Origin of the sequence: Allobosea sp. CRIB-10 (assembly GCF_900112185.1) — a bacterium.
Taxonomy (GTDB): Bacteria; Pseudomonadota; Alphaproteobacteria; order Rhizobiales; family Beijerinckiaceae; genus Allobosea.
In genome coordinates this window covers 71,595-86,200 of the sequence record NZ_FOKP01000022.1, presented here as the reverse complement: position 1 = coordinate 86,200, position 14,606 = coordinate 71,595, and the positions used below count along the sequence as shown (strand labels likewise).

The 14,606-nt window shown below is 67.1% G+C and carries 17 protein-coding genes; 7 read left to right on the top strand and 10 right to left on the bottom strand.

The features are described from left to right. The first annotated feature begins 97 nt into the window (after positions 1-97). Together BMZ69_RS23295 and BMZ69_RS23290 are read left to right on the top strand one after the other, a co-directional pair. Positions 98-856 carry a sulfite exporter TauE/SafE family protein gene (locus tag BMZ69_RS23295; protein ID WP_092161296.1) on the top strand — a complete coding sequence of 253 codons (759 nt, stop codon included), beginning with the start codon at positions 98-100 and terminating at the stop codon, positions 854-856. A 62-nt stretch (positions 857-918) separates the two neighbouring features. Further along, positions 919-2,547: an acyl-CoA synthetase gene (locus BMZ69_RS23290; RefSeq protein ID WP_092161294.1), complete on the top strand. Its 1,629-nt coding sequence runs from the start codon at positions 919-921 to the stop codon at positions 2,545-2,547. A 34-nt stretch (positions 2,548-2,581) separates the two neighbouring features. On the opposite strand, the gene BMZ69_RS23285 is transcribed toward BMZ69_RS23290, so the two are convergent. The 8 genes from BMZ69_RS23285 to BMZ69_RS23250 all read right to left on the bottom strand — a co-directional run bounded on the left by BMZ69_RS23285 (position 2,582) and on the right by BMZ69_RS23250 (position 8,396). Further along, positions 2,582-2,944, bottom strand: a complete 363-nt coding sequence (locus tag BMZ69_RS23285; protein ID WP_092161291.1) for a DUF4180 domain-containing protein — start codon at positions 2,942-2,944, stop codon at positions 2,582-2,584. A gap of 4 nt (positions 2,945-2,948) precedes the next feature. Then, complete coding sequence (locus BMZ69_RS23280) at positions 2,949-3,818, bottom strand: alpha/beta fold hydrolase (RefSeq protein ID WP_092161290.1); 870 nt, start codon at positions 3,816-3,818, stop codon at positions 2,949-2,951. After that, a complete protein-coding gene (locus tag BMZ69_RS23275; protein ID WP_092161288.1) occupies positions 3,815-4,228 on the bottom strand; it encodes a helix-turn-helix domain-containing protein in 414 nt (137 codons plus the stop codon). Before BMZ69_RS23275 ends, BMZ69_RS23280 begins: the two co-directional genes overlap by 4 nt. A gap of 93 nt (positions 4,229-4,321) precedes the next feature. Next, positions 4,322-5,422 carry an acetylornithine deacetylase gene (gene argE, locus BMZ69_RS23270; protein WP_092161286.1) on the bottom strand — a complete coding sequence of 367 codons (1,101 nt, stop codon included), beginning with the start codon at positions 5,420-5,422 and terminating at the stop codon, positions 4,322-4,324. 7 nt (positions 5,423-5,429) lie between these two features. Beyond that, positions 5,430-6,377, bottom strand: coding sequence for a DMT family transporter (locus tag BMZ69_RS23265; RefSeq protein WP_092161284.1), 948 nt, complete (start codon positions 6,375-6,377; stop codon positions 5,430-5,432). An 8-nt stretch (positions 6,378-6,385) separates the two neighbouring features. Then, a complete protein-coding gene (locus BMZ69_RS23260) occupies positions 6,386-7,105 on the bottom strand; it encodes an alanyl-tRNA editing protein (RefSeq protein ID WP_092161283.1) in 720 nt (239 codons plus the stop codon). Positions 7,106-7,171: 66 nt separating this feature from the next. After that, positions 7,172-8,017 carry a helix-turn-helix domain-containing protein gene (locus BMZ69_RS23255; protein WP_092161282.1) on the bottom strand — a complete coding sequence of 282 codons (846 nt, stop codon included), beginning with the start codon at positions 8,015-8,017 and terminating at the stop codon, positions 7,172-7,174. Positions 8,018-8,207: 190 nt separating this feature from the next. Next, positions 8,208-8,396, bottom strand: coding sequence for a YdcH family protein (locus tag BMZ69_RS23250; protein WP_091838802.1), 189 nt, complete (start codon positions 8,394-8,396; stop codon positions 8,208-8,210). 230 nt (positions 8,397-8,626) lie between these two features. Here BMZ69_RS23250 and BMZ69_RS23245 point away from each other — a divergent pair, with 230 nt between their 5' ends. The 5 genes from BMZ69_RS23245 (at position 8,627) to BMZ69_RS23225 (ending at position 12,249) form a co-directional block, all read left to right on the top strand. Next, positions 8,627-8,845, top strand: coding sequence for a YdcH family protein (locus BMZ69_RS23245; RefSeq protein ID WP_092161281.1), 219 nt, complete (start codon positions 8,627-8,629; stop codon positions 8,843-8,845). A 249-nt stretch (positions 8,846-9,094) separates the two neighbouring features. Continuing rightward, entirely contained in the window at positions 9,095-9,592 is a 498-nt protein-coding gene (purE, locus tag BMZ69_RS23240; RefSeq protein WP_092161280.1) for a 5-(carboxyamino)imidazole ribonucleotide mutase, read from the top strand. Further along, on the top strand, positions 9,589-10,689 hold the full coding sequence (locus BMZ69_RS23235) for a 5-(carboxyamino)imidazole ribonucleotide synthase (RefSeq protein ID WP_092161279.1): 1,101 nt from the start codon (positions 9,589-9,591) through the stop codon (positions 10,687-10,689). The genes purE and BMZ69_RS23235 overlap by 4 nt, the downstream gene beginning before the upstream one ends. A 262-nt stretch (positions 10,690-10,951) precedes the next feature. Further along, positions 10,952-11,209 (top strand): 30S ribosomal protein S21, encoded by a 258-nt coding sequence (gene rpsU / locus BMZ69_RS23230; protein WP_092161278.1) that lies wholly within the window; start codon positions 10,952-10,954, stop codon positions 11,207-11,209. Between the two features lie 191 nt (positions 11,210-11,400). Beyond that, positions 11,401-12,249: a tetratricopeptide repeat protein gene (locus tag BMZ69_RS23225; RefSeq protein ID WP_244543495.1), complete on the top strand. Its 849-nt coding sequence runs from the start codon at positions 11,401-11,403 to the stop codon at positions 12,247-12,249. Between the two features lie 9 nt (positions 12,250-12,258). Here the strand turns inward: BMZ69_RS23225 and BMZ69_RS23220 are convergent, their stop codons facing one another. Continuing rightward, positions 12,259-13,113, bottom strand: coding sequence for an alpha/beta hydrolase (locus BMZ69_RS23220; protein WP_092161276.1), 855 nt, complete (start codon positions 13,111-13,113; stop codon positions 12,259-12,261). 85 nt (positions 13,114-13,198) lie between these two features. Beyond that, entirely contained in the window at positions 13,199-14,605 is a 1,407-nt protein-coding gene (locus BMZ69_RS23215; protein ID WP_092161275.1) for an NAD(P)(+) transhydrogenase (Re/Si-specific) subunit beta, read from the bottom strand. Position 14,606 lies beyond the last annotated feature (1 nt).

The following is a 14,606-nucleotide window of genomic DNA, read 5'->3' as shown; positions in this document are numbered from 1 at the left end:
CGTGCCCATGTCCGCCGCTTGCGTGCAAGCACCGCGATCTCAGACTTTCAGCGCAACCGGATGGGCTGCGCTGCACATCCCGCGCATCCCCGAGGCCATGACCTTCGACCTCACCTTCTTCGCCGTCATGGTCCCGGCCGTCATCCTGATGGGGCTGTCCAAGGGCGGCTTCGCGGGCCTGAGCCTGCTCTCGCTGCCGCTGATGGCGCTGATCGTCTCGCCGGTGCAGGCGGCGGCGATCATGCTGCCGATCCTCATCATCCAGGACGTCGTCTCGGTCTGGTCCTATCGCCGCGACTTCGACCGCCGGAACCTCGCGACCCTCATCCCCGGCATGCTGCTCGGCGTGCTCGCCGGCTATCTCCTGGCGGCGAAGGTCTCCGACGCCGTCGTCGGCCTCGCCGTCGGGGTGATTTCGATCGGCTTCGCCCTGCGCCGCCTCCTCGCCGGCAAGACGGTGGCCCAGCCGGTAACGAAGGCGAACTACGCGGCCGGCACGGTCTGGGGCGCGATCTGCGGCTTCACCAGCATGATCGCCCATGCCGGCGGCCCGCCCTTCCAGATCTATGTGATGCCGCAGCGCTTGCCGCCGGCCGTCTTCGTCGGCACCGGCGCGCTGTTCTTCGCGCTGATGAACTGGATCAAGGTGCTGCCCTATTTCATCCTCGGCCAGTTCAGCCACCAGAACCTGCTGGCCTCGGCGGCGCTGGCCCCGGTGGCGATCCTCTCGACCATGGCCGGCGTCTGGCTGGTCAGGCGCGTCCCGGCCGAGCGCTTCTACACCATCATCTACTGGCTGCTGATCGCGGTCGGCCTGAAACTGGTCTTCGACGGCCTGCGTCCGCTCTTCGGCTGATTGCGGGAGGCGAAGCGCGCTTCTAGGCTGTCCGGCAACAACCGCCGGGAACGCCGAACGCCATGCCGCTCTCACCCTACGACACCGACCTCGACCGCAACCCGGCGAACTTCCAGCCGCTCTCGCCGCTGCCCTTCCTGGAGCGCGCCGCCAGCGTCTTCCCAAACCATGTCGCCGTCATCCACGGCCCGCTGAAGCGATCTTACGCCGAGCTCTACGCCCGCACCCGCCGGCTCGCCTCGGCGCTGAAACAGCACGGCATCGGCAAGAACGACACGGTCGCGGCGATGCTGCCCAATACCCCGGCCATGCTCGAATGCCATTACGGCGTGCCGATGTGCGGCGCCGTCCTCAACACGCTCAACACCCGCCTCGACGCCGCGATCATCGCCTTCTCGCTCGACCATGGCGAGGCCAAGGTGCTGATCGCCGACCGCGAGTTCTCGAAGACGGTCAAGGAGGCGCTGGCGCTCTGCAAGGTGAAGCCACTGGTCATTGACTATGACGACCCGGTCTATGACGGCCCGGGCGAGCGCCTCGGCAGCGTCGAATACGAGGATTTCCTCGCGCAGGGCGATCCCGATTTCGACTGGGTCATGCCGTCGGACGAATGGGATGCGATCGCACTTAACTACACCTCGGGCACGACGGGCGATCCCAAGGGCGTGGTCTACCATCATCGCGGTGCGAACCTGCTGGCGACCTCCAACGTGCTCACCGGCGGCATGGGTCGGCACCCGGTCTATCTCTGGACCCTGCCGATGTTCCACTGCAACGGCTGGTGCTTCCCCTGGACGATCTCGCTGCTCGCCGGCACCCATGTCTGCCTGCGTCAGGTTCGGGCCAAGGCCATGTATGACGCCCTCGCCGACCATGGCGTCAGCCATATGTGCGGCGCGCCGATCGTCATGTCGACGCTGCTCAACGCGCCCGATGCCGAGCGCCGCAGCTTCCCCCAGAAGGTCAATTTCTTCACCGCCGCCGCGCCCCCGCCGGAGGCCGTGCTCGCCGGCATGGCGCAGGCCGGCTTCAACGTCGTCCATCTCTACGGTTTGACCGAGGTCTACGGCCCCGCCGTGGTCAACGAGTGGAACGGCGCCTGGGATGCCCTGCCCGGCGGCGAGCAGGCGGCGTTGAAGGCGCGCCAGGGGGTACGCTATCCGGCGCTGGAAGGGCTCGACGTGCTCGATCCCGAAACGATGGAGCGCGTGCCGCGCGACGGCACGAGCCTCGGCGAGGTGATGTTCCGCGGCAATGTCGTGATGAAGGGCTATCTCAAGAACCCGAAATCGACCAAAGCAGCCTTCGCCGGCGGCTGGTTCCATTCCGGCGATCTCGGCGTGATGCATCCCGACGGCTACATTCAGCTCAAGGACCGCTCCAAGGACATCATCATCTCCGGTGGCGAGAACATCTCATCGATCGAGGTCGAGGATGCGCTCTACAAGCACCCGGCGGTGCAGGCCGCCGCCGTCGTCGCCCGCCCGGACGAGAAATGGGGCGAGACGCCCTGCGCCTTCGTCGAATTGAAGCCGGGGCAATCAGCCACGCAGGACGAGATCATCGCCTGGTGCAAGACGCTGCTCGCCTCGTTCAAATGCCCGCGGACCGTGGTCTTCGTCGAGGTGCCCAAGACCTCGACGGGGAAGATCCAGAAATTCAAGCTGAGGGAAATGGCGCGGGCGCTGTAGCGCCGCGCGCCATCGCCCCCGGACTGCGCCGGGATCAGTTGCGTCGGGCAGAGACCTTCGCGACCAGCTCGGCGCAGTCGGCCACGAACCAGAGGCTGCTTCCCGCATTGGCTTCGCGAACATAGTCGCGAAAGGCGCAGCTCCTGGCGGTCCATTGCGCAAGGTCGCCGATGATCGCAAGCGGCATCCGATAGTTCGCGAATTTCTGGCCGACCTCGCCGGCAAGGCCGCTCCGCAGGTCGAAAAAATCCTCGCCGAGGCGCTCGGACGGAATGGCGAGCATGTCGGCCTCCTGCGCCCAGGCCTCCGCCAGGAAGTCGTTGGCGTCGCCCGGCTTGGCCAGCACTGTTCCGGCCGAGGCGCAGATCAGGACACGGCGCCCCGCAATCTCCAGCATCGCGCTATCCATGGCGAGCCTGCCTATCAGCGAGGAAACGCAAGACTGGCTCCGACTGCCCCGGGATGAAATGCCGGGCCTGGGGCAGGAAGTCGATCTCGGCATGCGGCGCGAACGCCTGCAGCCGGCGGCGGGTCTCGTCCGAATTGATCAGTACATCCCGCCCGCCCATGATCGCCAGAATGGGCATCTTCAGCCTTGCCAGCTCGGCGTCGCTCAAGCGGGGTATCATCCCGAGGCGAAGCCGAATCGAGCGCCCGATCGCTTCCATCAGGGCGATGACGGGCTTCAGGTCCTCAGGCGGCTCGCTCAGCGCGGGTCCGAGGACGAGCTCGCGCATTCGGCGCTTTCCCCATGAGCCGAGGAGCAGCAGGGGCGCCGCCCGCAGCAGGAAGTTCTTCTGCCGGCCGATCCCGGCCGGGCAGATCAGAGCGAGGCGCTCGACGAAATCCGGCCGGCGGTTGGCATAGTCCAGCGCCAGCCAGCCGCCGAGCGAGACGCCGACCACCGCCGCCCGCGACAGGCCGAGCCCGGACATGACGTCGTCGAGCCAGAGCGCGTGCGCGTCCGAAGCCAGCGGCGGGCGAACAGGTGCGCTGAAGCCTGCCTCCCCGATCATGTCGACGGCATAGAGCCTGAAATGCTCGGCCCAGGGCATCGCATCGAGAATCCAGGCCGCGGCATTGGCCTGCGCGCCGTGGAGAAGGACGACGGGCGGCCCATCCTCCCGGCCGAACGCCAGCACGAAGGTCTCGCCCTGGTGCGTGGGCAGGCGCAATTCGCAGGCCGGCACCGGCCAGCCGTCCAGCACCTTGCGATAGAGACGCCGCACGGTCTCGGCTCCCTCGGCCGAGCGGAAGGCTTGCGTCGTCATCGCAGATTTTCCAGCTGGATCTGGGTGAGCTGGAGCAGCTGGGCGGTATCGGCCGGCGTGCCGATGATGACGACCTTCAAAAGTCTGGCCGCGTCGTCGAACGCGGTCGTCAGCTGGATCGGATTCGGCCTTGCCTGCGTGCTCATGATCGCCGTGCTCAGGAAGGTCGCGATTGTCTGCGCCCGGTCGAGATCGAGATCGCCCACTTCCAGGATCGACGTCACGCGAACGGAGTGCTTCGCGGCAGACGTGTCCACGCCGGCAAAGGCGTCCAGATCGGAGGCGATGATGCGATAGGACTTGCCGACCCGGGTCGCGCGAAGCCGGCCTTCACGAATGAAGCGGAGCACGGTCTTCGGATGCAGTCCGAGGCGCTCCGCGACCTGCTCGACGGTATGGAATACATTCATCGAAAAATCCCTATTGATCCCAATTATTCTTATATAACTCTTTTTAGGGAACAATAGAGACAAAAAGCACAGGCCACACCCGGAAAGCCAGTCTCAACGCTCGCCTGCCGCCCAACCGCCGATGCGAGCGAGAAATCGATCCGCTGCCTCCAGCCCGGCGCGCGCGATCCATTCGTCCGGCTGATGCGCCTGCGCAATCGAGCCGGGGCCGCAGACCAGAGCCGGGATACCGGCCTGCTGGAAGAAGCCGGCCTCGGTCCCGAACGGCATCGCGATCGGCGGCCACACGCCACCAAATCCGCGCACCGCCGCGACTGCCGGGCTGTCGGCCGCACAATCGAGCGGCAGCACGGACGCCAGCGGTGTCGTCTCGACACTCACACCAGGAGGTAATCCCGCCACGAAATCCTTCACCTCGGCGAGCAGGGCGCCGGCGGCAGCCTCGTCGGGCGGCCGGAACTCCCAGACGACCTCGCAGCATTCGGGAACGATGTTGATGGCGCTGCCGCCCGCGATCCTGCCGACATTGACAGTTATCGCCGTCTGACCGTCCTGCCTTCCTAGGCCTGAAAGAGCTCCGACGAATGCCGCAGCCGGCGCGATCGCACTGGCGCCGAGACGCGGGTTGCTCGAATGGGCGGCACGGCCATGAAAGACGCTGCGATAGCCATAGAAGCCGCGATGGCTGAGCCCGATGCGCATCTGCGTCGGCTCGCCGATGATGGCGAGCGCCGGACGCGGGCAATGCGCCAGCATGTCGGCGATCAGCAGCGGCACACCCAAGCAGCCGATCTCCTCGTCGTAGGACAGGGCCAGATGGATCGGCCGGCGCAGCTCGCGGGCGTGCCAGCCCGGAACGGCCGCAAGGCAGGCCGCGACGAAACCCTTCATGTCGACGGCGCCGCGGCCATGCAGACGCCCATCCCGGCTGGCGAGCACGAACGGATCGCTCGCCCAGTCCTGATCGTCGACCGGGACGACATCGGTATGCCCGGAGAGGACGATGCCACCCGGCTGATCGGGCCCGATCGTCGCCAGGATATTGGCCTTCTCGCCGGAGGCGTCGCGCGTCAGGCGGACCCGCGCCCCAGCCTGCTCGAGATAATCGGCGGCCCAATGAACCAGATCGAGGTTGGAGCGGTGCGAGGTCGTGTCGAAGGCGACGAGCCTGCGCAGGATCTCGATCGTATCCATTGTCTTCTCAGAGCCGGGACGCGCCGGGTTGCTGCGCTGGCCGCAGCCGAGAGCCCGCCCGGCTCCCGGTCGCAATGAAGAACCCGGCAAGGATCAGCGCCATGCCGACGAGGTGGAAGCCGCGGACCGGCTCTCCCAGCACCGCGACCGCGAGCAGCGCCGTGAACAGCGCCACCAGATGGAACGAGACGCCGGTGACGCTCGGCCCGAGCGTCGCCACGCAATGCCCCCAGAGGATGAAGGCGAGGAGCGAAGCGAAGACCCCGATATAGAGCACGGCTGCGACCGAGCCGGCATCTGTCGGAATGCGCGCGCCTTGCACCAGCTCGAAGGCCCAGAATGGTGCCAGGACCAGCAGGCCTGCCGCCATCGTGGCAGCCAGGAAGACGAGCGGGCTCAATGCTGCCGGCTTGCGCCGCAGCAGGATCGAATAGACCGCGTAGTTCGCGACGGCGATCAGCACGAGCAGCTCGCCGCCATCGGCCCGCAATCCCGCGAGCTGCTGCAGGTCGCCGCGCGAGACGATCCAGACCACGCCGGCGAAGGAGACCGCGATGCCGGCGAGGGTGCGGCCGGAGACGCGCTCGACCCCGAGCGCGAAGGCCGCCAGCGGCACCATTAGCGGCAAGGTCGAGTTCAGGAAGGCGACGCTGGCGGCAGGGGTCGTCTGCAGCGCCAGGTAGCCGAGCGCATTGTAACCGGCGATGCCGAAGGCGCCGCAGGCGACGATGAGGGCAAGGTGCTGCCGCAGCAGCGCCCGCTCCCGCCAGGCCTGCCGGCCGATGAAGGGCGCAAGGCAGGCCAGCGCCACGAGCCAGCGCCCGACGGCGAGCGACACCGGTGGAAAGCTCGGCCCCAGCGCGCGGCCGAGGACAAGGTTCCCGGCCCAGAACAGCGGCGGCAGCCAGAGCAGCAGGAGCGGGCGTGCCCAGAGCCCTTTCAACGGAGCGGACATGGCCGGCCTCACGCGCCGTCGAGGCCGATGCGAAGGCGCCGGTTGTGCCGGCCCTTATTGTCGATCTTCAGGATGCGCAGCGGTCGAGACGCACCGGTCGACGCCAGATGCGTGCCGCCGCAGGCCTGGCGGTCGAGCCCGGCGATCTCGACGACCCTGATCTTGCCGTCGGCCGTTGGCGGCGGCGTGACCGAGCGCGACCGGATCAGGCCGGGCTCGTCGAAGGCCTCATCCGCGCCGACATGGGTCTCGCGGACCGGCAGGTCCTGCCTGATCACATCGTTGATGGCGCCTTCGAGGCTCTTCAGCCGCTCGTTGTCGGCCTCCGGCAGATCGAAATCGATCCGCGCCGTGCCGTCCTCGTTCATCTGGACGCCGGTGACGAGCGCGCCATCGAAGCCCTGATAGACCAGCGCATTGACGATGTGCAGATCGGTATGGAGCTCGCGCATGAGCTGCCGGAACGGGCGATCGACTGCAGCGATCACGGCATCCGAGGGCGTCACCGGCTCAGCCAGCACATGCCAGATGCCGCTCCCGTCGCTCTCGAAGCCCGTGATCGCGACCTCGCCACCCGACCACTGCAACCTGCCCCTGTCGGGAAGCTGTCCGCCGCCCCCCGGATAGAACGGCGATCGCTCCAGACGGACCCGTCCCGGCTCGGCCGCCACGACCGAGGTTTCGAGCTCGAACAGCTCCGGCTCGTCCAGACAGAAATAGCGCGTCACGAAAAGACTCCTTTTCGAGGGAGTCTGGCGATCGGGCTCGGCGCGGTATTGGCGGAAATTGAGCGATCAGCGGCCGGTGCCGGCAGCACCCGCTCTTTGGTATTGCAAGGGCGTGATCCCGAAAGATCGCTTGAAATGCCTGGTCAGCGCGCTCTGGTCGTAGAAGCCGCTGGCCAGAGCCGCCTCGGCGATCGGCGCGCCGGCCTTCAGCTCGCGGATCGCCGCCTTCAAGCGGAGCTGTGTCAGATAGGCGTGAGGCGTCAGCCCGACCGTGCGCTTGAACAGTCCGATGAGCTGGAACGGGGTCATGTCGACCCAAAGCCCCATTTCGTCGAGAGACAGCCCACTTTCGGCATGCTGCGAGGCCATCCGCTTCGCCACGATCGAAACTGCCGTCTCATCGCGCGGCGCCGTCGGGATCGCACGGGCGCCGTCGCCATGGCGCGCGAAGAGCTGGCCGAAACTGGCGACGAGGAGCTCGCGCTCTTCGAGCGGGTCATGGCCATCCTCCAGGCTCCGGTGCAGTCGGGCGAAGGCCGCGATCAGGTCTGGATCGCCAAGGACATTGCGCATGAAATAGGCCGGCCGAGCGATGCCGAGATCGGCGACCACTGTCTCGATGGCGGGCTGCGTCAGATAGAATGAGCGATAGCGCCAGCGATTGCTCCAGCCCATGCGGCCGGAATGGGGCTCAGCAGGATTGAAGACGAGCAACACGCTCTCGCGGGCCTCGTCGCTGCGGCCGCGGCTCTTGAATTCGGAGCCGCCGCTTTCCGTCACGGCGACGACGAACGCATCGTGCTGATGCGGCGCGTAGTCGTGCGTGGTGAAGTCGGCGTGGAGGCAGCTGAGCCCATCGACGCCGGTCGCGTTCCAGTAACGGGTGGTGTTGCGTGGATCGACACGGGCCAACGGTGCCTCCCTCGCGGCGCGCTCGAGTCTTGCACGTTCAATGCCGCGCGTCCAAGTCCGGCCTCGCCGACGACCGGGATACTGGTGGCGAGCCCAGTCCTCGGCCTCATGAAAAACCGGCCCCTTTCGGGGCCGGTCAAGCGCGCCTTGCGCGAATTCGTCGCGGGCCGCCGCGGCCCGCCTAGTCATCTCAGTGTAACGTCGGTGCCGGCATGGTCAGCCGCACGCGCTCGATCTCATCCTTCAGCAGCAGCTTCTTCCGCTTGAGCTCTGCTACGCCAAGATCGCTCGACGAGGGACTGGCGACCGCCTGGGCGATGGCTTCCTCGAGCTGGCGATGCTTGCGTTCGAGCTCGGCGAGATGTGTCTGCAGCGACATCTGGATCCTCCTGATGAGCGTTCTAGCAAGAGAAGTCTGACACAGAGCCGGCTTCACGTCTGCGGGGCAGACGTGCACTGCACCATGAGTTTCTGTGATCCCTTCCGGGACCTTTCCCGAGGCGCATGAATGCGAGCGAGCTCACTCCGTATCAGCGGGGCGACGCCCTTGCCGGGCCGCCCGCGCCTGCGCATAGTCGGCCGCGATCGCGGCGATGATGAGACGGCTTCATGGGATTCGAATTGAGCCCGGAGGAGATCGAGGTTCTGGAAGCGGAGCTGGCGCGACTGCGCGAGGAGCATCGCGACCTCGACAGCGCCATCGATGCGCTCGAACGGCTCGGTCCGGTCAACCAGATCCAGATCCAGCGCCTGAAGAAGCGCAAGCTCTATCTGCGCGACCGCATCTCCCATCTCGAGGACCAGCTGACGCCGGACATCATCGCCTGAGTATCCTCACACTCCGAGTCGTCCCGGGCGAGCACAGCTCGACCCGGGACCCATGCCTGAGCCTTTCCGAAAGAGGTTCGGGCATGGGTCGCGGATCGGCGCCGCTGGCGCGGCTTGTCCGGGACGACTCCGAAACCGATGGAATTTCAGCGCGAAACGTGGCGCGAAGACGATTCCGCCCTTGCCTGTGACGCTGCGGCCGGTCTAGATCGCGCGCTTCCTCCCTCCTGCCGGGAAGCATCTGATCTCATGGCCGAGCCGACCCCACCCGTCGCCATCATCATGGGCAGCCAGTCCGACTGGGCGACGATGCGCCACGCCGCTGACACGCTTCGCGAGCTCGGCATCGCCTTCGACGCCCGCATCGTCTCGGCTCATCGCACCCCCGACCGGATGGTCGATTTCGCCAAGGGCGCCAAGGCGGCTGGGTTCAAGGTCATCATCGCCGGCGCCGGCGGCGCGGCACATCTGCCGGGCATGACCGCTTCGCTCACGCCCCTCCCCGTCTTCGGCGTCCCCGTGGAATCCAAGGCGCTCTCCGGCCAGGACAGCCTGCTCTCGATCGTGCAGATGCCGGGCGGCATCCCGGTCGGCACGCTCGCCATCGGCAAGGCCGGCGCGATCAACGCCGCTCTGCTCGCCGCTGCGGTCCTTGCGCTCTCCGACGAAATTCTCGCCGAACGTCTCGACGCCTGGCGCGCCAAGCTGAGCGCCGCCGTCACTGAGCGCCCGAAGGACGAGGCATGACCCGGCCCGATCCACGCGGGCTCGGCCCCGGCGCCGTTCTCGGCATCCTTGGCGGCGGGCAGCTCGCCCGGATGCTGGCGCTGGCCGCGGCCGATCTCGGCGTGCGCGTCCACATCTTCGCGCCCGAGCCCGACAGCCCGGCCTATGAGGTCGCCGCCCGCCACACCATCGGTGCCTATGAGGACGAGGCGGCGCTCGCCAGCTTCGCCGACGCCGTCGATGTCGTGACCTATGAGTTCGAGAACGTCCCGGCCGCGACCGCCGCCTTCCTCGCCGCCCGCACTCCACTGCATCCGGGAGCGCGCGCGCTGGCGGTGACGCAGGACCGCCTGACCGAAAAGCGCTTCGTCGCCGACCTCAGCCTCGCCGTGGCGCCGTTCGAACCGGTCGACTCGCTCGCCGATCTGGAGAAAGCGGTCGCCAAACTCGGCCGCCCCGCCGTGCTGAAGACGCGCCGCTTCGGCTATGACGGCAAGGGCCAGGTCAAGATCGTCGACGGCGTCGACCTCGCCGAAGCCTGGGACGAGATCGGGCATTTCCCGGCGATCCTCGAAGGCTTCGTCACCTTCGCGCGCGAGGTCTCGGTCGTCGCCGCCCGCGCCGCCGACGGCTCCTTCGCCGCCTTCGACGTCTGCGAGAACGAGCACCGCGACCACATCCTGGCGCTGACGCAGGTGCCCGCCCGGATCGACACAGCCGCGGCCGACGCCGCCATCGAGGCCGCGCGACGCATCGGCGAGGCGCTCGCCTATGTCGGCGTCTTCGCCGTCGAGTTCTTCCTGGTCGAGGGCAAGAGCGGTGAGCAGGTCGTCGTCAACGAGATCGCCCCGCGCGTCCACAATTCCGGGCATTGGACCAGCGAGGGGGCGCAGACCTCGCAGTTCCACCAGCATGTCCGCGCCGTCTGCGGCTTCCCGCTCGGCGCGACCGCACGGCGCGGCCGCGTCACCATGCAGAACCTGATCGGCGACCAGGCGAACGACTGGCGCACGCTCTTGGCCGAGCCCGGCACGCATCTGCACCTCTACGGCAAGCGCGAGGCGCGGCCCGGCCGCAAGATGGGCCACGTCACGCGCGTGCTCCCCGAGGCCGGCTGAGAAAGACTCCGGAACTATCCGGAGCATTCCTTCGAGACGCGATCTGCGATCGCTCCTCAGGATGAGGGCTGAGGAATGTCGAACCACACCTGAGCCGACCTGTCCGCTCCTCTCCAAAACCCATGTGTTTTCACGGGTTTTGCCGCGCTGCAGCGTGGACAGGCGGCAGGAATTCTGGTATCCGCACGACCTTCGCGGCGATCTTCCGAGCGGGAGGTCGCCGCCCCGATTCCGGACCACCGACAACGACGGACTAAGAGACGTGCAGGTTCTCGTTCGCGACAACAATGTCGACCAGGCGCTGCGGGCGCTGAAGAAGAAGATGCAGCGCGAGGGCATCTTCCGTGAGATGAAGCTGCGCGGCCATTACGAGAAGCCGTCCGAGAAGAAGGCGCGCGAGAAGGCCGAGGCCGTCCGCCGCGCCCGCAAGCTGATCCGCAAGAAGCTGCAGCGCGAAGGCTTGCTGCCCGCGCCGGTCAAGCCGAAGCGCCCTGAGCGTCCCGCCCGGCCGGCGGTCTGACCGCGCCAGGGACCGGCAGCCAGCCAGCGCCACACTGATATCTGTTTGCGCCTGGAGCTTCTCCGGGCGCTGTTGTTTTTGTAGGCTCATTAACCAAACTTTGTCAGGGCTTGGGCGTTTTGGAGGATGGCGGCGCACCGGGGCGGTGGCGCCGCATGGCAGGCGAGAGTTGCAAGGCGATGGATAAGAGCATGCTCACAGGCAGGAACTGGCTGATCGCGACGGGCTTGGCGCTCGCGCTCGCAGGCTGCGACACGGTGAGCATGAGCTCCGGCGCCGGCGTCGCCGAGCTCCAGACCGAGAACACGGAGGCCGCCAGCGTCAACATCGGCTCGCTCAGCGAGGTGATCAACCGCAACCCGAACGACCCGCAGGCCTACAACACGCGCGGCGCCGCCTATGCCCGCATCGGGCGCTATTCGGACGCGATCTCCGACTTCACCAAGGCGGTCCAGATCGACGCCAATTTCGCGCCGGCCTACACCAATCGCGGCCTGGCGCTGCGTCAGAGCGGGCGCAACGACGCCGCCCTGCAGGACTTCAACCGCGCCACCACCGCCAATCCGAACTACGCCCCAGCCTATATCGCCCGCGCCAATCTGCTCCGCCTGCAGGGCAACAGCCAGCAAGCGCTGGCCGACCTCAACGCCGCGATCCGCCTCAACCCGGAATCGGCCGAGGCCTTCCACGCGCGCGGGCTGGTCTATCAGAAGGAAGGCCAGCACCAGCAGGCCGTCACCGATTTCGACTCGGTGATCGACCGCAACCCCTACACCGCCCCGCCCTATATCGCCCGCGGCGAGAGCCTGAACGCGCTCGGCAAATACGACTCGGCGCTGGAAGACTTCACCGCGGCGCTCAATGTCGACAACCGCAACGCCGCCGCCTGGGCCGGCCGTGGCTTCGCCTTCGAGAAGCAGGGCAAGAAGACCGAGGCGAGCGAGGCCTATCAGCGCGCCCTCGGCCTCGACGGCAACAACCAGATCGCCCGCGCCGGCGCCGCCCGTGTGGGCGGTGGCGGCGGCATGTTCCGCCTCTGAGGCTCCCGCCTACTGCCGCGCTGCGGTCATCGTCTCGCTGCCCGTCAGCCGGTTCGCGTCCAGATCGGCGAGGAAGCGCTGTACCTCCGTGATCGAGCCGTGGGTGCGCAGATCATTGTGGTCCCCTCGGGGAAAGCTGATGAAGCGCTTCGGCGGATTGGCCAAGGCGAACAGCGCCTCGCCCTGGCTGAAAGGGATGACGCTGTCGCGCTGGCCATGCAGGATAAGCAGCGGCACCCTGACCTCGCCGATCACCAGATCGGAGCGGAACCGGTCCTTCATCAACACGCCGACCGGCACATAGGGATAGCGTAGCTGCGCCACGGAGGCGGTGGACATATAGGGCGCTTCAAGGATCACAGCCTTGATCGGCGCCTCCGCCGCCAGCTTCAGCACCACGCCGGTGCCAAGCGACTCGCCGTAGCCGACCAGTCGACCCGCGCCGAAGCGCGCTGCAGCAGCGGCATAGGCCGCTCGCGCATCCAGCGCCAGCCCATCCTCGCTCGGCGAGCCGGTCGAGCCGCCATAGCCCCGGTAGCTCACTGCAAACAGGCCGGTTCCGTCCTCGGTCAATAGCCGGAACCGCGACTGCCTTCCCCGGCTGGCGAAGTTGCCGGCATTGCCATGGAAAAACAGCAGCACCGGCTTTCCATCGCGTGGTGGTACCACCCAGGCGATCAGCTTCTCGCCATCGCTCGTGGCCAGCTCCGTCTCCTCGGCTCTGGGCAAGTTCGCGCTCGCGATCTCGGCGCGGGCCGGATTGCGAGGGTACAGCAGTTGGCGCTGCTGGACGTAGAGCAGCACCAGCGCTGCGACATAGACACTCAACGCCCCGATGGCGAGAAGCTTCAGGATCCTGCGCATCAACCGCACCTTCGGCTGCCGCCCAAAACGACAGGGCCGGCATCGAGCCGGCCCTTTGCAACGTTCCGATGACGAGCGCCCCGCCTCAGTGCGCCATCGCCTTGACGATCTCGTCGGTGACCTTCTTGGCGTCGCCGAACAGCATCATCGTGTTGGGCCGGAAGAACAATTCGTTCTCGACGCCGGCATAGCCGGCCGCCATGCCGCGCTTGATGAACAGCACGGTCTTGGCCTTCTCGACGTCGAGGATCGGCATGCCGTAGATTGGCGAGGACTTGTCGGTCTTGGCGGCCGGATTGGTCACGTCGTTGGCGCCGATGACGAAGGCGACGTCGGCCTGGCCGAATTCCGAGTTGATGTCCTCGAGCTCGAAGACCTCGTCATAGGGCACATTGGCCTCGGCCAGCAGCACGTTCATATGGCCGGGCATGCGGCCCGCCACCGGGTGGATGGCGTACTTCACCTCGACGCCCTCCTTCTTGAGGAGATCGGCCATCTCGCGCAGCGCGTGCTGCGCCTGCGCCACCGCCATGCCGTAGCCCGGCACGATCAGGACCTTGCCGGCGTTCTTCATGATGTAGGCGGCATCGTCGGGCGAGCCCTGCTTGACCGGGCGCGCCTCGACCGCACCACCGGCGCCGGCAGCGGCATCGTCGCCGCCGAAGCCGCCGAGGATGACGGAGATGAAGCTCCGGTTCATCGCCTTGCACATGATGTAGGACAGGATCGCGCCGGACGAGCCCACGAGCGCGCCGGTGATGATCAGCGCCATGTTGCCGAGCGTGAAGCCGATGCCCGCCGCCGCCCAGCCCGAATAGGAGTTCAGCATCGAGACGACGACCGGCATGTCCGCGCCGCCGATCGGAATGATCAGCAGCACGCCGAGCGCGAAGGAGACCAGCACGATCAGCCAGAAGAGGACATGGCTTTCCGTCTTCAGGAAGATCAGCAGCATCACGAAGAGCGCGACGCCGAGGCCGATATTGATGGCGTGGCGCTGCGGCAGCATGATCGGCTTGCCGCTCATGCGCCCGTCGAGCTTGAGAAAGGCGATGATCGAGCCGGTGAAGGTGATCGCGCCGATGGCGACGCCCAGTCCCATCTCGAACAGGCTGGCGCCCTTGATCTTGCCGACCTGGCCGATGCCGAAGGCCTCTGGCGCATAGAGCGCCGCCGCCGCCACCAGCACCGCGGCGAGGCCGACCAGCGAGTGGAAGAAGGCGACGAGCTGCGGCATCTGCGTCATCTGCACACGCTTGGCCATGAAGGCGCCGAAGCCGCCGCCGATGGCGATGCCGAGCAGAACGAGCAGCCAGCCGGAGAAGCCGGCCGGCGGATAGAAGATCACCGTGGTCAGCACGGCGATCGTCATGCCGATCATGCCGTAGCGATTGCCCTGGCGCGAGCTCGTCGGGTGCGACAGCCCGCGCAGGGCCATGATGAACAGGACGCCGGAGACGACGTAGAGAAGGGCGGCGAGATTGGCGGCCATG